Raw genomic sequence first — 19312 nt, forward strand, 5'->3', positions numbered from 1 at the left:
CACTTCTTCTAGCCGCCTCTTGTCAATTAGAAAACGCTATTTATCATATCTTGATCAGTCATAACTTCTAATGAACCACTACTAGTGATTCATTAGAAGTTATGTTGATTTCCTCATTCCTTCTCCTGGTTGTATTGTTGACTGCCGCTGGTTTAGTTGCATTTGTTTGACTTTGTGTATTTAGCTTGAGAAAGGAGGCTGATTCTCACTCTGATACACCTGAGGCCAAGTCGCGCTGAATACGCAATCTATCGATTGATATGTCTATCTGTCCTCGGAAATAGTCGTCTCTCTTCTTGATGATTCTTTCAGGCTGCAATGCTTGAGTCTTGTGCTCTGGACTATTCTGCTTTAATTAGATTCCATTATTTTCGCCTGTTTGTATTGACTAGATCTCCGATGGGATGTGCGCCTAGCTATTGTTCTTTGCTTGTGTTTACGGTTGTTTTTTGGTAACTAGGAGAGACAGTAATGTCTACCTGGTCAACTGATTTAGATGTGTTGGTAAAATGCATCCCTATATGATGCTTGACATATACTATCTTCAAGTCCTTTAGGATTTTAGTTTCTTGTCAAGTTAAGGATGGATCGTCTGTTTTGATTGGTATTAGCTATCAGGCCAACCCTCCTGACTTAAATGGTTTAGTCTTTTAGTATTGACAAAATATTGCTTTAACCATTCATTTGTACAGGGGGCGATAACAGCTGCGGCAGGAACTCAATAATCTTTAGCGCAATCCCGTCTGGTTCCTCTACTCCCACTTCCACATTTAAGTCTGCTTCGGCATAAAGCGGTAGGCGTTCGGCAAATAAACAGTCGAAGGCTGCTTCTGGATCTTCTGTTTGTAGTAATGGCCGATTGCCGCTATCGGCATGTAAACGTCTGAGTAGTTCTTCTCGGCCAGGGTTTAGCCAGATCACGATGCCCTGATGCAAGATCCCCCAGTTTTCTGGCTTACTCACCATCCCCCCGCCAGTAGCAACAACAAGAGAATGGCGTTGGCCAATGGCATTGAGTACTTGAGACTCCATTGCTCGAAATCCTTCTTCTCCTTCTTCGCTAAAGATCTTCGGGATTGGTTGGCCAGCAAGTTGTTCGATGACGGCATCTGTATCCACAAACCCATAGCTGAGTTGTTCGGCGAGAGGCCTGCCTGTGCTGCTCTTGCCACTGGCCATCATTCCCACCAAATAGAGGTTGCGACCGCCAAGCCTTTGCTTGAGAGGATGAGGGGCTGGGCTTTCGTTCATTGGTTCGCAAATGTCTATAGATCTCTAGGATTACTTCTAGTCGGAGAGAGCGATGACTGACGTCCCCGATTTGGAACGCCATGGTCATGGCCGCGGCTGTGTGATCACTCGCAAAGCTAGTTTCAGTGCTAGCCATCGCTATTACTTACCGGAACTGTCAAGCGATGACAATGCAGCTCGTTTTGGACTTTGTGCTTTGCCTGCTGGGCATGGTCACAATTATGAGCTGATCGTCGCCATGGCTGGCGGGCTTAATGTCGATGGCATGGTGTTGAACCTTTCTGAGGTGAAGCACGCCATCCGTTCTGAGGTGACCGATCAGCTTGACTTTCGCTTCCTTAACGATGTTTGGCCGGAATTTGATCTTGCTAGGCCAGAGGGGTGCCTGCCGACCACGGAGGCTCTGCTAAAAATCATCTGGACTCGTTTAATTTCTCATCTGCCAATCGTGGCGATTAGGCTTTACGAACAAGAAAACCTCTGGGCTGATTATCACGGAGATGCCATGGATGCCTATCTAACAATCCGTACCCATTTTGCGGCTGCCCATCGGCTTGCCAGGGTCGAACTGAGTCAGGAGGAAAACGAACGTATTTATGGCAAATGCGCGCGGCCTCATGGGCATGGTCATAATTATTTTGTGGATGTCACCGTGCGCGGAGAAATTGATCCAAGAACAGGTATGGTTTGTGATCTAGGTGCTTTGCAAAGCCTTGTGAATGACATTGTTGTTGAACCTTTTGACCACACCTTCTTAAATAAAGACATTCCTCATTTCGCTAACTGTGTACCAACGGCAGAGAATATTGCCTTGTACATTTCTGATTGTTTAGCCAAACCGATCCGAGCCATCGGAGCCCACCTGCACAAGGTGCGGTTGCAGGAAAGCCCTAATAATGCAGCTGAGGTCTATGCGGAAACCCCAAGGCTTGAAGCGATCCCTGAGGTATTGCATGCTATGGCGGCTCACTAGCCAAGCATTTGCAAAACCAGTTTTGGCTTCGTCTTGTCCTAGCGATTAGCTTGGATGGCCGGCTGGCACCTGCGATTGGTGGGCCGGCCCAATTAGGAGGAGTTGGTGATCGACGGGTTTTAGAAGAGGCTTTGGCTTGGGCTGATGGGACCTTGCTCGGTGCGGGAACGTTACGTGCTCATCGCAGCACATGTTTGATTCGTGATCAGGACTTGCTGAACCAGCGCAAGTCTGCCGGGCATAGTGCGCAGCCCACGGCGGTGGTTGTTAGTCGTCAGCAGTGGTATGCAGCAGAGGTGCCTTTCTTTCAACAGCCGATTGAGCGTTGGCTGTTGAGCCCCCATTTGCATTCAGCAGAGGGATCGAAAGATCCTTTGCTTCCTGTTGGTTACGAGCGTCAGGTGTTGTTTGAGCAAGATTGGCCTCAGGCGCTCAATCGTTTAGCTGAGTTTGGATTGTCTCGACTTGTTTTGTTGGGTGGAGCTCAGCTGGCCGCATCGCTATTGCAGGCTGATGTTGTCGATGAGTTGCAACTCACCCTCACACCAAAATTGCTTGGTGGTATGCATGCATGGGTTCCCTTTGAAGGCGGTGGTTTGCCAGATGATCTTGGCGACGCTGAGGCTTGGCATTTGCAAACCGTTGAGCCCTTGAGTGGTAATGAACTACTGCTGCGTTACGAGCGGAAGCGCGTTGAAAGGGATTTGGTTAGGGCTAAACTATTGAGTTTAACGGACTAATATTTCAACTTCAATTGCTCAAATCTTCTTGCTTGCGACAAAAAATTATTGCTCATAGATTGTACTATTAATTGCTTATCAGTCATTGCCTGAAGTCAGAAGAATGGTTCATGACATGCATCGCTAAAATTCAAGCATATCCATCCTTAGTTCTTTTGTGAGCAAAAGGCTTTTCTGCTGTAGAGAGTTGTGATCCAAAAACTCTAATTTGGCTGCACCATATTGCTGTTGATGGAGTAGCGGCAATCTTCCCCACAGCTGTGGTTGTCCTCGGTGTCATTGCAGCAGTAGCCTTCCATGCTGCTTAGCTATTGGGATCACAACATTGATGCAACGGTAAAAACTCCATAGTTACGAATGCTGAACATACTCATCCTCTTTCTCTCTGGCCGCTGGTTATGGTCGTTTCAGTCTGTGCTTAAGGCGCGTTTCAAATCGCCAACCTCTCAGTCCGCTGGCACCGCTCCATTCACGAGATCCCATTGCATCATTGGGAAAGCCTGGTTGGTGATCAGGCAATTCCTTTCTTTCGCTGGCGGTGGCTTGCTGCTCTTGAAGACTCAAGCAGCATTTCCGCCAAACATGGTTGGCAGCCACTGCACTTAGCCCTGTGGCGAGGCGATACGCCTGTAGCGGTTGCCCCTCTTTATCTCAAGGGGCATAGCTATGGCGAATTTGTTTTTGATCAGGCATTTGCTCGCCTGGCAGGTGATCTTGGTTTGGGGTATTACCCAAAACTGCTGGGGATGAGTCCTGTGAGTCCTGTGCAGGGCTATCGCTTCTATATGGCGCCAGGGGAGGACGAGGCAGAGTTGACAGTTCTGATGCTGAAGACCATCGATGTTTTTGCGCGTCGCAACCAGATTCTCAGCTGCAACTTTCTTTATGTAGATCCTCAGTGGCGGCCTTTGGCGGAAGCTGCTGGCTGTGCCACTTGGTTGAACCAGCAGAGCCTTTGGTCAGCGGAAGGGCAGTCTGATTTCTCTGCCTATCTCAATAGCTTCAATGCCAACCAGCGGCGCAATATCAAGCGTGAACGCAAGGCTGTCCAGCAGGCGGGGCTCAAGGTTTCAGCGTTGACAGGAGCAGAACTTGATGTGCAGCTGTTGAGGTGCATGCATGGCTTTTATGAGCAGCATTGCGCTCGTTGGGGACCATGGGGAAGCAAGTATCTCTCTGAAGCGTTTTTTGAGGCCTTGGCAGATTCGTCTCTCAGAGATCAGGTGGTGTTGTTTAGTGCCCATCGTGAGAGCCCTCGAGAGCCTGTAGCGATGTCTCTTTGTATACAGGATGGACGAATGTTGTGGGGGCGTTATTGGGGCAGCAAGGAGGAGATCGATTGCCTTCATTTCGAGGTTTGTTATTACGCGCCGATTGCCTGGGCGCTGGAACATGGCTTAGAGAATTTTGACCCTGGCGCAGGAGGTCAACACAAGCGCCGTAGGGGCTTTGTGGCGAAGCCCCATGCCTGCTTGCATCGTTGGTATGAACCGCGTATGGATGCTTTGATTCGTGGCTGGCTGAGTAAGGTCAATCCTCTAATGCTTGAGGAGATTGAGGCGGTGAATGCTGATTTGCCGTTTCGGGTTGAGCTTACCCCTCAGTTAATTGTGGAATAACTATCACTCATGCTCCATTGATCTGGCCCATCCCTAATTGCGATTGCTTGAGCCCAATTTTTGTTAATCGATCTTCATAGATGTTGTTAAGCTAGAATACTTAGGGCGCCTACGATGGTCTTCTGTTCGATGATACGTTCGCTGTTGTTGTTGCAACTGATTCTCACTGCTCTGCCTGTGGATGCTAGGCCTGAGCTTCAAGTCGAAGAGAATAAAGAAAACTCAACTGAGATCACCATAGACACTGAGATGATTAATCTAGGTCGAGATATTGGTTGGATAGATGCAACTTGTTCTTGGTTTGGATGGGGGCATCTTAGCCTTGAGAATACCAAGACAAGTATTGCGGTGATCACGGAAGGAATCGAAAAAGAGCATGGTGCTGATATGTATGCATGGGTTATTGAGCGAACTGCAAAGAGATATCCAAAATGTAAACTTGGGCTGCCAAGTTTATGATTATGGACTGGCCTTTATGTTTGCCCAAAATGTAGTTAGCATTTCCTTGTGGGAAGAGTGATGATGTCTTTACTTCTGCATTATTCAGTATCATGATCTTGGGTTCGCTGCCAAAGTTAAGGTGTTGATAAATTTGCCTCTACTTCGTAGGTTTTAAGTAATGAACCTATGCGGTGAAATTATAACTGATCTTGGAAGGCGGGCATTTTAATTTGCGCATGAGCAGGCCAATGGTGAAGAGGAGCGTGGATTGATTGTTATCTTTGGCTTCTTAAGGATTCTCAGGAGCAGATTCCATGCTTCTAGCTTGTAATTCAAGGCTCTGATTTGTAGGCTGAAGAAATAGTCCAGAGAACCATTGACCTCCCAGTGATGTCTGATGCCATCAGTGCCATAGATGATCAGCTTTCGCAGCGCTTTATTGCGCTTGATCCCAGTGGCTATTTCTTGATACGGGTGGATGCTTCAGCTGCAGAACTGGTCGTGGAGCATTACCTGAACGATATTGATGAGCGCGGCCGAGCTACCGATCCTGTGACTGGTGATGTCCTTGCTTGTCGTGGAGGCACACTCTCCCCGGCGACTGTCTACAGGGGAAGAACTGCCAAGCAGCTAGGGATTCAGCTCACAGAAGGGCAGGGTCCATATCCCTTGAGCAAGCTTGATCATGCGCTTTATTTGGGGCGGGAACTGCAACGCGCTGAGAGCTGTCTTTTCAGCGGTACGCCTTATGTTCAAGATTGAGCTTTGAGGTTCAATTCAGACAGGTTGCAAAGTTTTTTGTGGGCTGGGCTCCTCTGGTGGAATTGATTCAAGTTGTTCGCGAATCTCTCGCTGCACAATGGATCGGTATTCCATGAAATGTTCGTTGTGGGCCAATACAACTAAGAACTGTTCAAGCATGGCTGGATTGTTTCGTGCCATGCCCAGCATGTAGCGCCAGAAACGGCTGCGGGTGTTGCGTTTGATGCCTTGTCTCCAGATGACAATGGCTAGAGCACGAAGATCGATCCAGCTGGGTAATGTTGCCGTTCCTTGCCAACGAGGAGCCCCCATTTTTAGGTAGTAGGAGTAGACGCGATCCATATAGGCGTTGGGCTCATAAAGAGCACAGAAGGCCTCGACGTATTCGTTGGCGATATCTCGGATGGGTCTGGTGGGCTGGAAGTTCAGCAGATTGGTTTGATTGACTCCTTTGGCAGCATCCTTGTCCTCAATCAGGCGACCCTCTTTCTCTAGTCGATGCCATAGGGCTGTGTTTGGCAAGGCCTGGAGCATTCCCATCATTGCGGCGGGGATGCCAGTGCGGGTTACGAAATCAACAATCCGATCTCCTGCTCCATTTTTTTCACCATCAAATCCGATGATGAAGCCTGCCATCACTCGGATCCCATTTGCGGTGATTTTGTCGACAGCTTCATCGAGAGGATGACGTGTGTTTTGAATTTTTCTAGCTGTTTCTAGACTGGCCTCATCAGGTGTTTCAATCCCCAAGAAAACACTTTCGAAACGCGCTTCGTGCATCATTCGCATCAGCTCATCGTCATCGGCGAGATCTACAGAAGCTTCAGTAGCGAAACTAAAGGGATAGCCTTTTTCTTCCTGCCATAGTCGAATGGCTGGTAGCAACAATTTGGCATTGCGTTTATTGCCGATGAAGTTGTCATCAACAAGAAAGATTGAGCGTCGCCAGCCCAAGTCGTAAATCGACTGAAGCTCGGCAATTAATTGCTCTGGTGTTTTCGTACGTGGTTTGCGCCCATACAGCACGATGATGTCGCAGAACTCGCAATTGAATGGACAACCCCTTGAGAACTGAACGGACATGGAGTCGTAGGCATCCAGCTCTAGAAGGTCGAAACGAGGGATGGGAGTTGAGGTCACATCTGGCTTGTCTCCTTCAGCACTGAAGCGGCCGCTGGTGTCACCGCGTTGAATGGCCTCTACAAACATTGGCAGGGTGATCTCTCCTTCATCCAACACCTTGAAATCTGCTAGACCGATTTCAGGAGCTTCTGGCGTAGAGCTGGCGAATGGACCTCCAACAGCAACTGAAAGACCACGTCGTTTGGCCTCAGCGATTTGCCGCTGCATGTCGTCTTTTTGAACGATCATCCCGGAGATCACAACAAGCTCGGCCCATTGCCACTCCGCTTCGCTGAGTTCTCGGACGTTGAGATCAACGAGCTTCATCTCCCATTCTTGAGGCAGCAGGGCTGCCACGGTGACTAGTCCGAGAGGTGGAAGTAGCACCTTGCGGTTCACCAGCTCGAGGATCTTCTCGTAGCTCCAGAATGTTTTGGGGAACTTAGGGTAGATAAAGAGAGTGCGCATGCAGATCTATGCGACAGAGAAGAGATGTGGAAGGTCGACTCGGGGCTGAAACCTCTCCGAGTGTTGGATAGGGAATTGCTGAAACCTTAGGCGCTTTGAGGAAGTGCCGGCCCGATTTCTGATCTAATGGTGTTCACCTGATTTGTTGCACATGGGCGTCGTTTTTTATTTGGTGTTCGTCGCAGTTGGCCTGGTGGCGGCATTCGCACTAACCAAGGTTCTTAAAGGCATCAAGCTGATCTGACCTCCTCTAGTACGGTTCTGCCTTTTTGCCAGAACCCCCAGAGGGCTAGGCCAAGTCCGATTCCACCTGCGGTGGCGAAGGTCGTGGATATGCCGGCTGAAATCACCATCTGAGCGGCAAGAAGGCCACTTAGCCCTCCTCCCCCAAGGAAGGCGATTTGACTTAGCCCTGCCATGCGCCCACGCAAGACCTGAGGGGACCCCACTTGGGTGATCATGTTGCAGCTGCTCAATAGGCCTGCAGTACCAGCTCCAATCAGCAGGGTCATTGTGAGGCTGAATGCTAGTGGCGTGTTTTCAGTTTGAGCCATTCCCAATTGGGCGATGGCAGTGATGAGAGCGAACCCACTCAGAGTGAGAAATGGGCGTCTACAGAATCGTTGGCTATTGCGTTGTAGTACCACCCCCCCAGCAATGCTCCCTGCTGCAAGCACGCTGGTGAACACGCCAAGATCTCTTGGATCTGAACCCAATACCTGGTCGGCGATTAGAGGGGCTAGACCAGGGTGGAAAAAACCTACCAAGCAGAGTGTTGCGGTGAAGCCCAGCACATGTCGAAGCGAAGAGCTGCTGTTGTGCCATGCATAGAGCATTGTTGATTGCTTACCCGGAACGCTGCGTTGTTCTTGGCTTCGGTTTGGATCGAGTAACCAGAGGAGACTGGCGATCGGTAGTAAGTAACTTGCGGCATCAATGCTGAGAGCAGCCGCAGGTCCTGTGATGACCAGTAACCATCCTCCTATGGGAGGCCCAAGCAGTTTGCCTACGTTGAACACAACCGCAAAACTAGAGAGATAGGCGGCCAGTTGATTGGGCTCGTCTATCAATAGGGCGCAGTATTTATTGCGGGCAGTGAGTTCGTAAGCACTCGCGATCCCGACAAGCAACGTGCTGGTTAATAGCATTGTCACGAGCGCGGTTCCTGTCATCAGAGGAATGGCCAGTGCTCCCAGTAACGCAGCTGCTAAAAGGCCCCACTGGGCTTGCACAAGAACCCGTTCACAGCCGAATCGGTCTGTGCAGGTACCTGCTGCTCCACTGACCAGCAGGGTTGGCAGGGAAAGGGCGGCGAAGTGGGCGGCAAGCAACATTGGATTGTTGGTGCCGTCCATGAGGATCCAGCCTTTTGCAGTCATTCCAGCGAACGAGCCTGCTGTACTGATGCCAGAGGCTGTCAGAAAGATGTTGCGTTGATGGGCTCGCAAACAGGGGAATGGACTCACTTAGACGTCTGGGCTGTGACCGCCATGACGTTGGTGTCTACCAGCTGGCCGGTGAGGTCATAGACATCAGAGCCGGTAATGAAGACAGGAACCATCGTTCCTGGACTGGCCTGAAGACCTTTCTCACTAGGCAGTACCAACACCTCGCCATCGACCTCCGGAGCGAAACGATCGCAGCGGCCAATCATCGCTCCGGTTTCGGGGTTGTGTTGCTCGATCAGCACATCGATGGTGCGTCCAACCCATCGTTGGTTCCTTTCCGCTGAGATGGGTTGCTGAAGCGCCATCAATCGATCCTTGCGGGCTGCGGCGATGGAAGGGTCTACCCTGTCTGGCAGATCGGCTGCGGCGGTTCCATCTTCTGGAGAAAAGGTGAATACGCCAACGTGATCAAAACGCTGCCGTTCGATGAAGGCGGCGAGGTGATTGAAGTGATCTTCAGTTTCCCCTGGGAAGCCGACGATGAGCGTGGTACGCAGGACTGCGTCTGGTAGCTGCTCACGAATCCGATCCAAGAGTCGTTCGTTCACATCCGTTTGCCAGGGACGGTTCATAGCCCGTAGCACCTCTGGATGGCTGTGCTGCAGTGGAAGGTCGAGATAGCGAAGCACATTTGGCACCTCCCGATAGGCCGCCAGCACCTCTGGAGTGAGGCCAGTGGGGTAGGCGTAATGCACCCTCACCCAGGGGATGTCTACCTCCCCCAGCGCCTGTAGCAGCTCTGCAAATTTGGGCTTGCCATAGAGGTCAAGGCCGTAGTTGGTTGTGATTTGGCTGATCAGGATTAGTTCCTGCACCCCCTGCTCAGCCAGCTGGTGCGCCTCTGCCACAATCGACTCCACCGGTCGGCTGCGCTGGTCGCCACGCAGCTTTGGGATGATGCAGAAGGCACAGCGGTAATCACATCCCTCAGCCACTTTCAGATAAGCCACAGCCTGATCAGTGGTGCGCTGCCGGGGGAGAGTCTCATCGCCAACAAAGGTGGGGAATGCGCTGACACGGTTCACCCGTTCACCCGCTTCTACTCGCTTCAGCACATCGACGATGTGCTGATAGTCACCGGTGCCGACGATTGCTTTTGCCTCTGGGATTGACTCGAGTAGTTCCTCCTGAAAATGCTGGGCAAGGCATCCGGCGATGATCAGTTCCTTGCCCTGTTCTGCTAGACCAATCAACGTCCGCACGGATTCCTCCCTCGCGTCCTGGATGAAGCTGCAGGTGTTGACCACCACGACGGCGGCATCGTTTTCATCGCTGCTGACGCTATAGCCCGCTTCTGTAAGCAGTCCCAGCATGTGCTCGGTGTCAACGCGATTTTTCTCACAGCCCAAATGGGCAAAGGCCACCGATGGTTTTTCTTGTTTGTGGGCTGTGGGCTTCATTGGTATGTCGGATCGCAACTCAGGCTTGGTCATGGAAAGGGTTGATTTCTGGGCTGCCTAGGCAGTTCCCGCTAGGCGCCACCCTAAAGAGAGGCTGGCTTCTTCCAGGGCTGCCACAATTCTTAGATCTGTGTAGCCGAAATGGGTTCGTCTCGCCTCACCAGCCGCCGCCGTCAGGATCAGGGGTTGAAGTGGCCTCGGATTGCGATGGCGGTGCTTGCCACCGTTGGGTTGATCGATACAGGTTCAATCACTCTGCATCGCTGGGGATGGATTGGATCTCTCGCTTGTCCTGGGGGGAATGAAGGTTGCGACAAAGTTCTCAACAGCGCCTGGGGAACGCTTTTTCAGGGAGATGGCGTATCGATCCCACTTTCATTGCTGGGCTTTTTGGCCTACCTCGCCATTTTGGTGATGGCTGTGGTGCCCTTGTTGCCAGGGCTTTCAGAGAACCGAGCAGACCTGTCCCGCCGCACATGGTGGGGTTTGTTTGCCTTCTCTTGCGGTATGGCCGTGTTCAGCCTGATTTTGATCGGGTTGATGGTTTTCAAGATCGATGCGTTTTGTTTCTTCTGCGTTCTTTCTGCTGCCCTATCCATGGGCATGTTGCTCTTGTCGTTGATTGGAGGAGGTTGGGATGACCCTGGAAAGTTGATTTTTCGGGGTGTTCTACTTGCCTTGGCAGTGTTGCTCGGAGGTTTGATTTGGTCTTCGGTTGTTGATCCGAGTCGTCCTGGCGTTGGTGTAGGTGGGCCAGGGGTCCCCCCAGTTGTGAAGACGACGAGTACGCCATCTGCGCTGGCTTTGGCTGAACATCTCAAAGAGACTGGTGCAGTGTTCTATAGCGCTTATTGGTGTCCTCATTGCCACGAGCAGAAGGAGATGTTTGGTGAAGAGGGCGCCGCTCAACTGCAGGTCGTTGAGTGTGCGTTAGATGGTCAGAACAGCCAAAGAGATCTGTGTGAACGCAAAGGTATTGATGCCTTCCCTACCTGGGAAATTAACGGGGAGCTCGAATCCGGCGTGAAACCGCTCAATAAACTTGCTGATCTGAGTGGCTATCAGGGCGGGAGGCAGTTCTGAAGCAGCCCAGTTAGGACCTCACTGGCCGTGTGGAGAGGTCTTCTCCTCGCTTTTGGCGTGAATGGCGTTTCCACTGAGGCATTGCTTCAGGGGCATCAGTTCTGAAATGTCCGCCGCGACTTTCGCGGCGGAACAAACAGGCTTCCAGCAGTAAGGAGCTGGTCAATTGGCGATGGTTGAGGTCCAGTAGCAAGTTGAGGTCCCTTCTGGCCGTGTCATCGAGACGATGGCAAATCTCTTTGGGCTGATGGCTTAACAGCTTGAGCAAAGGCTGTTCACCAATGTGCTGTAGATCCTTACGGATGCTCGCGAGGCTTTGTTTCATTCCCTTTGCTGAGCGATCTACACCCGCCTTTCGCCAGCAAAGCTCTCGAAGATCTGCGATGGCGCGAGTTAGAGACTCGGCACTTTCAGTGCCATGGAGTTGCTGATAGCAAGGCTCGGGGGAAGAATCTCTTTGATGAACACCCATACGAGGCAAAGAGCCCAGTTCGATTGTGGCCATTTGTCTGGCAAATACCATGCATTCCATCAGTGAGTTGCCAGCGAGTCGGTTAGCTCCATGCACTCCGGTGCAGGCGACTTCCCCAATCGCATAGAGCCCTGGAAGATTGGTTGCGGCTTGAAGGTTGGTGGCGATTCCGCCCATCCAGTAGTGAGCTGCTGGGGCTACCGGGATCGGTTGGTTGAGTGGATCTAAACCTAATTCCCGACAGCGTTCCAGGATGGTGGGGAAACGGATCTCGGCCTGCGCTGAAGGGATGGGTGTGAGATCTAGGCCAAGGTGCTGGACCCCTTGCTGATGCATGGTTTGGATGAGGGATCGGCTGACTTGGTCGCGGGGAGCAAGATCACCAGCGCTCAATTCCTTTACAGGACTTTGCCCCTGGGCATCAACCAGTACGGCACCTTCGCCTCTGACTGCTTCTGAAATCAGAAAGCATGGAGCTCCTTCCAGTTTCAGAGCAGTGGGATGAAACTGCACGAATTCAAGATCCTCGATCGTGGCGCCTGCTTGCCAGGCAAGGGCTAAGCCTTCTCCGCAGGCCTGAGCCGGATTGGTGGTGTTTGCGAACAGATGGCCACCGCCACCAGTTGCCAGGACTACGGCTCTGGCCGAAAGCCAATGGAGCAGCGGTCCGTCGAGAACTTGTACCCCGTAGCAGCGATTGTGCTCAATCCAAAGCTGGGTGGCGCGTACCCCTCGCCGGTGCAAGAGGTTGGGGCGCCGTTCCACTTGCTCTTGCAGCGCTTCAACCAAGGCGCGGCCTGTTTGGTCCTGCACATGCAGCACCCTTCGATGGCTGTGGGCTGCCTCCAAGGTGGTGGCTAGCGCATCACCTTCGCGGTCAAAGGCCATCCCAAGCTTCTGGAGACGTTGAACGCAGTGGGGAGCTTCTTCTACAAGTTGGCTGACAGCATCAGCATCACAGAGGCCTGCGCCTGCTTTGAGAGTGTCTTCTGCATGACTCTCTGCGCTGTCTTTAGGTCTTGTTACTGCGGCGATGCCACCTTGTGCCCAGCGGCTGGAGGAGTGGCGGCTGGTGTTGCGGTTTAGCAAAAGCACCTTCAGCTGAGCAGGCAGCTCAAGGCAGGTCATCAGTCCTGCTGCCCCTGCGCCGATCACCACGACATCCCAGGGACCCTTAGGAATGGGCGTGGATGGGTTAGAGAGACTCATGAAACCTACAAAAAAGCCGCCGGGTGTACCGACGGCTTGCGGTTGAGCTGATTGTTGAGTGAGGAATCGTTTATCTGTACTGACCGTCGTTGATCCGATCGAAACCTTCATTCACAGCAATTTCTTGGTCTGTGACAGTGAAGTTGTCTTTGTACTTGTCGAAAACAGATTTTTGTGAGCCATCAAGAACTGATGACGCATCACTCACGCTGGCATAAGGCCCGCCTACAACAATTTTTCCGGCGATGGTTGGGAACATGCCGGGGAACTGCCTAAAGGCTCGTACTGATGAGTTGTTTAGGTCCACCTTCTCGCCTCTATCTCCGAGTTTGTCGTCAGAGACATTGGCGTAGGCGGACTGGGGAAATATCAGGGCCATTAGCAGGCCTGTCATCACCAGAACCCCAGTAAGCAAGGACACCAGGCGCTTCATCAAATACTCCGCAGTGGATCGGAACAGGTCTTCCGGCTATGCCGGTCTACCAACTTTACAAGTTTGGACAGGAACTTAACCCAGGACTGTGATCAGCTTTTGCAGTTCGTTTCAGATCAAGCCGCTCAGCCCTGGGTTGATTAGGGCTGCAATCAGGAAAAGTCCATCGATTATTACCGTTGTCACTAGTACTGCACTGGCTACAGCCCATGTGTTGCGAAATTCTGAAGCCAGATGGGTTTTTTGCTGCATAGCTTGCGCCAGCAGCACGATCAGCGTTGCTGCACAGACCAGAGCGATAAGGGGTAGGGGATGAAGAAGCTGCTTAGCAGTTTCGTGAAGCAATCTTGGTGCTTGCTGTAGTGGAGCCATCACCACAACAGGCCATTGATTCATGACACCGGTCATGACCATCATTAGATCAGTGCAGGCTGTTCCAAGGAGGGAGGCCAAATAGAAACTTGAACTCAATCTCCAGCGGCTCGAAAGCCCCAACAGGGCAATAGGCAGCACTACAGATTCAACGGGTAAGTGCCACAAGGGCTGCGTTCTCAGCCATCCCCAGTAGAGGCATCCCGCGAGCCAGCTGCCGCTCACCCCTACCAAAAGCTCGCCAGCCACCGCCCATCCCCGTTGGCCGATGAGGGCAAGGGGAATGCCAAAAGCGAGCAGGAACAGCGTGAATAAGCAGGCTGATAATGGATTCAGGCGTACCCAGGGGGCCTGCACAAAAACAGGCAGCACGACCAGGGCACCTGCCCAAAGTTGCAATTGCTGAAGGTCTGAAAAATTTGCGTCGAAATCTTTTTCAGATGTTTGCGATTCGACAGGATTCCTCAGGGGTTGATTCCGTACAAATGTGCTGCTGTCGGGCTGTTTTTTTTTGATCAAGCCGCTGGACAAAGCACCCCCTCACTATGCAGTCAAGACATTGAACCTTATAAGACTCTCTGGAATTACGCTGCTTTTGGCATTGGATCCATGGGGGCAATAGCCTCCATGGGTCCCCTGTTTTCCTTGATGATTCTCCTGGCTGCGACCTCTGAACTGCTGGCCGCCTGTTGGAGGAACTTGGTGCTGGGAGTGGTGCAAGGTCTTACGGAGTTTTTGCCGATTAGCAGCACAGCTCATTTGAAGGTCGTTCCCATGCTGGTTGGTTGGGGTGACCCCGGCGTCTCTGCGACAGCTGTGATCCAACTAGGCAGCATCTTGGCGGTGATCGCTTATTTCAAGAGGGATCTTGCTGAGGTCCTTAAGGGCATCGCTTTAGCGTTTAAGCATGGTCAGTGGCGTGAACCGAATGCCCGTCTTGGTCTTGCGATTGCTATAGGGACGATGCCGATTCTGTTGGCGGGTATGGCGATCAAGCTTTTCTGGCCTGGTTACGAGGCCTCTTCAATTCGCAGTCTGCCTTCAATCGCAGTGGTTTCGATTGTGATGGCTTTGCTGCTGGCATTGGCTGAGAGCTTCGGCCCGCGGCTGAAGCAAATGCATCTAGTCAAGGGGCGTGATGGCTTTGTCGTGGGCTTAGCTCAGGCGCTGGCCTTAATTCCGGGTGTGTCGCGCTCGGGCAGCACTCTGACGGCCTCGCTATTTGATGGCTGGCAGCGTCAAGATGCTGCGCGCTTTTGTTTTCTACTTGGTATCCCTGCGATCACTCTGGCCGGTCTGGTTGAACTCAAAGATGCCTTTGCGGAGCTCTCCTTAGGAGGAGTTTTGCCGCTGCTTGTTGGAATCGTTTCTGCGGCGTTTGTGTCATGGTTGGCGATTGATTGGTTGCTCAAATACCTTCAAAGGCACAGCACTTGGATCTTCGTGGCCTATCGCTTGTTGTTTGGGGTGTTAGTGCTCGCCTGGTGGTTGAGCGGCAGATCAAACTAAAACAAACCGCCCTCCTCATTTGTGTGGAATGAGCCCTCCGCTGGTGTTGCGGTGTCAGCATTGGATACTGAATCTGCGGCGCCCCAACCACGACCTGCCGTAGTTGCATCGGTTGAGAAGGGATCGATCGGAGAGCAATTGGGCTTTGAACCCGGCGATCAACTTTTAAGTGTTAATGGGGTGCGACCAAGGGATCTGATTGATTATCGCTACCTGATCGTTGAGGAGGAGCTTCATCTCGAAGTCAGGGATGCAACCGGGGCATTCCATCAAGTGGACCTTGAGAAAGACTCTGATGATGGTTTGGGTTTGGCTTTTACAGAAGCCTTATTTGATGGGCTTCGCCAGTGCAACAACCACTGTCCTTTCTGTTTCATTGATCAGCAGCCACTTGGACGACGCAATAGCCTCTATCTCAAGGACGATGATTATCGCCTCAGTTTTCTCTATGGGTCTTATCTGACTCTTACCAATCTTAAAGAGGCAGATTGGCAAAGGATCGAGGCACAGCGCCTTTCACCTCTTTTTGTTTCTGTCCATGCAACTGAGCCATCCTTGAGGGCTCAGTTACTGAAAAATCCCCGCGCGGGACTTCTGCTTGAGCAGTTGCAGTGGTTCACTGAGCGCGATCTTCAGGTCCATGCCCAGGTGGTGGTTTGCCCTGGCTTGAATGACGGTTTGGCTCTGGATCGCACCCTGCGTGAGCTTGCTGATTTTGGAAAGGGTGATTGGCCTGCTGTGCTTTCAGTGGCGGTGGTGCCGGTGGGATTGACCCGTTTCCGTCCAGAAGGAGATGGATTGTTGCCTGTTGGTTTTGCTTGTGCAAATCGTGTGATTAGCCAGGTGGAGCTTCTTCAGGATCAGTTTCAGGCTGTTATGGGAACCCGTTTTGCGTGGCTTTCGGATGAGTGGTATCTGATTGCAGGTGCGCCTCTCCCACCTCGCTGTACCTACGAGGATCTCCCACAACAAGAAAATGGCGTTGGCAGTATCCGTTCTTTTTTGGAAGCTCTGGACCAGGCCACGGCCATTCTTCCCAAGCGGTTAAGGCAGCCCAGGCGTTGCAGTTGGGTGGTGGGTCGGTTGGTCGAACAGGCTCTTGGTTCTGCTTGTGAACGACTCAATGCGGTTGAAGGCTTGGCAGTGGAGTTACATGGGCTACCGAGTCCTTATTGGGGGCAGGATCAGGTTGTAACCGGTTTGCTCACTGGTCATGACTTGCTTGTGGGATTGAAGGCTCTTGATCTTGGCGATCAGTTACTCCTCCCTTCAGTGATGCTGCGTCAGGGTGAGCTTGTGTTTCTAGATGACATGACTCTGGAACAGCTAAGTGAGGAGCTGCAGATCTCGATACGTATCGTGCATGGGGCGGCTGACATCGTGGCCGCTGCGATGGGAGATGGCGAGGAAATTCATTAAGCTCCCCGCAGTTTTCAAATTGCTGTGCGTCTGATTACCGCAAGACTTTTTCTCCTTGCAGGCGTATTGGCTCAAGGGTGCACTGGTGTTCGAGCTCAACAGTCACTTGAGGTTCAACAGCATGGCAGCAGCACTGATCAAGCGCCTGCCTCACGAGAATCTGAGGCTGATGGTTCAGCTTTAATCAATCAGTCGACTCTCCCTAGCGCAATTGAGCTCAAGGGATCTCGACCGAGGGTTGACCCTTCAGCAGTTAAGCCTGCAGCAACTAGTTTGCCTGAGACTCTTTCTTCGCTTGGGGCCACGCCAAGTCTTGCGCTGCCAAATAAAACTTCAGAGGTGAGGATTAGGGAGCTTCGCCCTCTCAGCTTGTCTGAAGTAGAGCAATTAGCTGAAGTCAATAGTCCTAGCCTCAAAGCTGCAGCGAGTCAGGTAGAGCAAGCAAAGTCAAACCTTTTAGCTGCTCTTTCAGCCTGGTATCCAACTTTAAGTCTTAAATCTAATGTTAATTTCGCAGGGGATGAGGGGCGCAGTAACTCTGAGAATCATCAGCAAACCACTGAGGAATATACTTTTGGGGAAGAATGGATTATAAGTTTTGATGCCACTTTGAACTGGAATCTTATTGATCCTGCAAGAGCTCCTCAAATTGCATCAGCTAGAGATAGTTTTGAAAAGCAGAGAGATACTTACCTGATTGCTCTTCGCGACTTACGTTTAAATGCCGCAGATCTTTATTTTAAATTGCAGCGAGCTGATGAAGGTGTGGGTATTGGTCAAAATGCTGTTCGTTCTTCTCTCGTGAGTTTGCGTGATGCTCAGTCACGCTTGCAGGCAGGGGTCGCGACCAAGCTTGAAGTGCTCGAGGCGGAAACTCAGCTTGCTCGCGATACTCAGTCTTTAACTCTTGCCTTAGCTCAGCAGAATACGGCACGTAGAACTCTTGCTCAATTGTTAGACTTGCCCCAAGATGTAACTCCTACAGCGGCTGACCCTGTTCAAATTATTGGTATTTGGCAGCCCTCGCTTGAGGAGAGTATTATTGCAGCTTATGCCTTTCGTGAGGAACTTGATAGCTTAATACTTGATATCTCTATTAATAATAGTAATGCCAATGCTGCTCTTGCCGCAGTGCAGCCAGTTATTAAGCTCACTAATACTTATCAAGCCATTCGAAGAGAGGGTCAATCTGGGCTAACTATTGATGACTCTGTCGACTGGACGCAACATTCATGGACGTCTGGTAACACAGTTGGTTTGGGCTTCACCTGGAATATTTTTGATGGAGGGAGAGCAAGGGCTCAATATCGCCAGAACAAACAGAAGGCTCAGCAAAGTGAGTTTGAATTCGCAGCAAAGCGTGATCAGGTTCGCCTAGAAGTTGAGCAAAGTTTTTTTAATCTTGCTGCCTCTAGCCAAGATATTAAAACAACGAGTATTGGAGTTTTATCTTCAAGAGAATCACTTCGATTGGCGCGTTTGAGATTCCAGGCAGGAGTGACAACGCAAAGAGAGGTTGTGAATAATCAGCGTGATCTTAAACAGGCCAAGACTCTCTATGCAGATGCAATGCTGAAATACAATCGAAGCATGATCGAGCTTAGTCGCCGTACAGGCCTTGATCAGATTGCGGCTTGTGATTCCTTAGAGCTTTCCAATAAGAAACCTAAAGATGATCTCTTTGACTCGGACTCAATTCCTATCAAACCTTCTCCGCTTACTCCAGCCTGCAAGGCTTCCATCCTGCAAGCTGAGTGATGAGTAGTGGGCCTTTGCCTGAAGCTCTTGGTTCTTTGCAACTGAGCGCAGTTCATCAACTCCTTGATCGAGTTGCAGATCGTCAACGTCAAGACTTTGGCAATATCGTTTCCGATTTCAAGCCTGACGGTTCATTGATTACTTCTTGTGATCGTTGGAGTGATGCATCCATCGTCGCTGGGCTTGATCAGATTGCGGAACAGGAGGGTGTGTTGAGTGAGGAAGGTTCCAAACGCGTTCCTGATTCACCGGCTTATTGGGTGGTTGATCCTTTGGACGGCACTACGAATTTTGCAGCCGGTATCCCTTATTGGGCTATTTCCATGGCTCGCTTTGTGGGAGGAAGACCAGTGGAGGCTTTTCTGGATGTTCCTTCCCTTAACCAGAGAATTGTGGCTATTCGAGGTGAGGGTGTTTGGCGTAATGGCAAGCGGCTAACGAATAAAACGCGTTCGACTGGGAGTGCCTGTGTTTCACTTTGTAGTCGTTCCATTCGGGTTCTGCAGCGCAGGCCTGATCAACCTTTCCCCGGCAAAATCCGACTCCTCGGTGTGGCCAGCCTTAATCTGGTGAGTGTGGCCATGGGGCAAACTGTTGCTGCTTTAGAAGCTACGCCGAAGATCTGGGACCTTGCTGCGGCTTGGTTAGTCCTCAATGAGCTCAATTGCCCCATTCAATGGTTGGCTGCAGATCCTGCTCAGCTTCATCCCGGGCAAGATTTGACTACGGCTGACTTTCCTGTGTTAGCGACTGGTTCCCCTGCAGAAATGCAGCGTTTGCGCTCTTGGGGAGAGGCTTTGCTGCATGGCTGAGTCAGAGTCAGGTCTGGATTG

18 protein-coding genes are annotated in these 19312 nt (G+C 51.3%); 11 read left to right on the forward strand and 7 right to left on the reverse strand.

What is annotated here, in order from left to right:
• Positions 1 to 672: 672 nt before the first annotated feature.
• Complete coding sequence (locus SIB41_RS12415; RefSeq protein ID WP_413359409.1) at positions 673 to 1251, reverse strand: shikimate kinase; 579 nt, start codon at positions 1249 to 1251, stop codon at positions 673 to 675.
• Between the two features lie 52 nt (positions 1252 to 1303).
• Between SIB41_RS12415 and SIB41_RS12420 the strand changes: the two genes are divergently transcribed.
• The 5 genes from SIB41_RS12420 to SIB41_RS12440 all read left to right on the forward strand — a co-directional run bounded on the left by SIB41_RS12420 (position 1304) and on the right by SIB41_RS12440 (position 5786).
• On the forward strand, positions 1304 to 2224 hold the full coding sequence (locus SIB41_RS12420) for a 6-carboxytetrahydropterin synthase (protein WP_063399132.1): 921 nt from the start codon (positions 1304 to 1306) through the stop codon (positions 2222 to 2224).
• An 8-nt stretch (positions 2225 to 2232) separates the two neighbouring features.
• On the forward strand, positions 2233 to 2964 hold the full coding sequence (locus SIB41_RS12425) for a RibD family protein (protein ID WP_413359412.1): 732 nt from the start codon (positions 2233 to 2235) through the stop codon (positions 2962 to 2964).
• Positions 2965 to 3446: 482 nt separating this feature from the next.
• Positions 3447 to 4583 (forward strand): GNAT family N-acetyltransferase, encoded by a 1137-nt coding sequence (locus SIB41_RS12430; protein WP_413359414.1) that lies wholly within the window; start codon positions 3447 to 3449, stop codon positions 4581 to 4583.
• A gap of 144 nt (positions 4584 to 4727) precedes the next feature.
• Positions 4728 to 5042, forward strand: a complete 315-nt coding sequence (locus SIB41_RS12435; protein ID WP_413359416.1) for a penicillin amidase — start codon at positions 4728 to 4730, stop codon at positions 5040 to 5042.
• A gap of 372 nt (positions 5043 to 5414) precedes the next feature.
• The gene (locus SIB41_RS12440; RefSeq protein WP_063419065.1) at positions 5415 to 5786 is read left to right on the forward strand and encodes a DUF4346 domain-containing protein; all 372 of its coding nucleotides are present in this window, start codon (positions 5415 to 5417) and stop codon (positions 5784 to 5786) included.
• A 15-nt stretch (positions 5787 to 5801) separates the two neighbouring features.
• Here the strand turns inward: SIB41_RS12440 and SIB41_RS12445 are convergent, their stop codons facing one another.
• Entirely contained in the window at positions 5802 to 7376 is a 1575-nt protein-coding gene (locus SIB41_RS12445) for a B12-binding domain-containing radical SAM protein (RefSeq protein WP_063419067.1), read from the reverse strand.
• A 151-nt stretch (positions 7377 to 7527) separates the two neighbouring features.
• On the opposite strand from SIB41_RS12445, the gene SIB41_RS12450 reads away from it, so the two are divergent.
• Complete coding sequence (locus tag SIB41_RS12450) at positions 7528 to 7620, forward strand: cytochrome b6 (RefSeq protein ID WP_041384239.1); 93 nt, start codon at positions 7528 to 7530, stop codon at positions 7618 to 7620.
• On the opposite strand, the gene SIB41_RS12455 is transcribed toward SIB41_RS12450, so the two are convergent.
• The gene (locus SIB41_RS12455) at positions 7607 to 8842 is read right to left on the reverse strand and encodes an MFS transporter (protein WP_413359418.1); all 1236 of its coding nucleotides are present in this window, start codon (positions 8840 to 8842) and stop codon (positions 7607 to 7609) included. The genes SIB41_RS12450 and SIB41_RS12455 overlap by 14 nt on opposite strands.
• The gene (gene rimO, locus SIB41_RS12460) at positions 8839 to 10257 is read right to left on the reverse strand and encodes a 30S ribosomal protein S12 methylthiotransferase RimO (RefSeq protein ID WP_063403079.1); all 1419 of its coding nucleotides are present in this window, start codon (positions 10255 to 10257) and stop codon (positions 8839 to 8841) included. The genes SIB41_RS12455 and rimO overlap by 4 nt, the downstream gene beginning before the upstream one ends.
• Before the next feature lie 108 nt (positions 10258 to 10365).
• On the opposite strand from rimO, the gene SIB41_RS12465 reads away from it, so the two are divergent.
• On the forward strand, positions 10366 to 11307 hold the full coding sequence (locus SIB41_RS12465) for a vitamin K epoxide reductase family protein (RefSeq protein ID WP_413359421.1): 942 nt from the start codon (positions 10366 to 10368) through the stop codon (positions 11305 to 11307).
• Positions 11308 to 11317: 10 nt separating this feature from the next.
• Here the strand turns inward: SIB41_RS12465 and nadB are convergent, their stop codons facing one another.
• From nadB to SIB41_RS12480, 3 genes are all read right to left on the reverse strand, one after another.
• Entirely contained in the window at positions 11318 to 12988 is a 1671-nt protein-coding gene (gene nadB / locus SIB41_RS12470; protein WP_413361557.1) for an L-aspartate oxidase, read from the reverse strand.
• 70 nt (positions 12989 to 13058) lie between these two features.
• Complete coding sequence (gene psbU / locus SIB41_RS12475; RefSeq protein ID WP_063419075.1) at positions 13059 to 13421, reverse strand: photosystem II complex extrinsic protein PsbU; 363 nt, start codon at positions 13419 to 13421, stop codon at positions 13059 to 13061.
• 111 nt (positions 13422 to 13532) lie between these two features.
• Complete coding sequence (locus tag SIB41_RS12480; protein ID WP_413359423.1) at positions 13533 to 14324, reverse strand: DUF3120 domain-containing protein; 792 nt, start codon at positions 14322 to 14324, stop codon at positions 13533 to 13535.
• Between the two features lie 96 nt (positions 14325 to 14420).
• On the opposite strand from SIB41_RS12480, the gene SIB41_RS12485 reads away from it, so the two are divergent.
• From SIB41_RS12485 to SIB41_RS12500, 4 genes are read left to right on the forward strand one after another with little or no spacing between them, the layout of a single operon-like run.
• Positions 14421 to 15302: an undecaprenyl-diphosphate phosphatase gene (locus tag SIB41_RS12485; RefSeq protein WP_155728023.1), complete on the forward strand. Its 882-nt coding sequence runs from the start codon at positions 14421 to 14423 to the stop codon at positions 15300 to 15302.
• Between the two features lie 21 nt (positions 15303 to 15323).
• Entirely contained in the window at positions 15324 to 16721 is a 1398-nt protein-coding gene (locus tag SIB41_RS12490) for a TIGR03279 family radical SAM protein (RefSeq protein ID WP_413359426.1), read from the forward strand.
• A gap of 24 nt (positions 16722 to 16745) precedes the next feature.
• On the forward strand, positions 16746 to 18479 hold the full coding sequence (locus SIB41_RS12495) for a TolC family protein (protein ID WP_413359429.1): 1734 nt from the start codon (positions 16746 to 16748) through the stop codon (positions 18477 to 18479).
• Complete coding sequence (locus SIB41_RS12500; protein WP_413359431.1) at positions 18479 to 19291, forward strand: inositol monophosphatase family protein; 813 nt, start codon at positions 18479 to 18481, stop codon at positions 19289 to 19291. Before SIB41_RS12495 ends, SIB41_RS12500 begins: the two co-directional genes overlap by 1 nt.
• Positions 19292 to 19312: the final 21 nt, after the last annotated feature.

The sequence above is a fragment of the Prochlorococcus sp. MIT 1201 genome (genome assembly GCF_047303415.1).
In the GTDB taxonomy this organism is placed as follows: Bacteria; Cyanobacteriota; Cyanobacteriia; order PCC-6307; family Cyanobiaceae; genus Prochlorococcus; species Prochlorococcus marinus_D.

What these genes read in the sequence shown, in the direction of transcription:
- SIB41_RS12440 (WP_063419065.1), top strand. Translation starts at nt 5,415, where the DNA reads ATGTCTGATGCCATCAGTGCCATAGATGATCAGCTTTCGCAGCGCTTT.
- SIB41_RS12445 (WP_063419067.1), bottom strand. Translation starts at nt 7,376, where the DNA reads ATGCGCACTCTCTTTATCTACCCTAAGTTCCCCAAAACATTCTGGAGC.
- SIB41_RS12485 (WP_155728023.1), top strand. Translation starts at nt 14,421, where the DNA reads ATGGGTCCCCTGTTTTCCTTGATGATTCTCCTGGCTGCGACCTCTGAA.
- rimO (WP_063403079.1), bottom strand. Translation starts at nt 10,257, where the DNA reads ATGACCAAGCCTGAGTTGCGATCCGACATACCAATGAAGCCCACAGCC.
- SIB41_RS12420 (WP_063399132.1), top strand. Translation starts at nt 1,304, where the DNA reads ATGACTGACGTCCCCGATTTGGAACGCCATGGTCATGGCCGCGGCTGT.
- nadB (WP_413361557.1), bottom strand. Translation starts at nt 12,988, where the DNA reads ATGAGTCTCTCTAACCCATCCACGCCCATTCCTAAGGGTCCCTGGGAT.
- SIB41_RS12450 (WP_041384239.1), top strand. Translation starts at nt 7,528, where the DNA reads ATGGGCGTCGTTTTTTATTTGGTGTTCGTCGCAGTTGGCCTGGTGGCG.
- SIB41_RS12415 (WP_413359409.1), bottom strand. Translation starts at nt 1,251, where the DNA reads ATGAACGAAAGCCCAGCCCCTCATCCTCTCAAGCAAAGGCTTGGCGGT.
- SIB41_RS12500 (WP_413359431.1), top strand. Translation starts at nt 18,479, where the DNA reads ATGAGTAGTGGGCCTTTGCCTGAAGCTCTTGGTTCTTTGCAACTGAGC.
- psbU (WP_063419075.1), bottom strand. Translation starts at nt 13,421, where the DNA reads ATGAAGCGCCTGGTGTCCTTGCTTACTGGGGTTCTGGTGATGACAGGC.
- SIB41_RS12465 (WP_413359421.1), top strand. Translation starts at nt 10,366, where the DNA reads ATGGGTTCGTCTCGCCTCACCAGCCGCCGCCGTCAGGATCAGGGGTTG.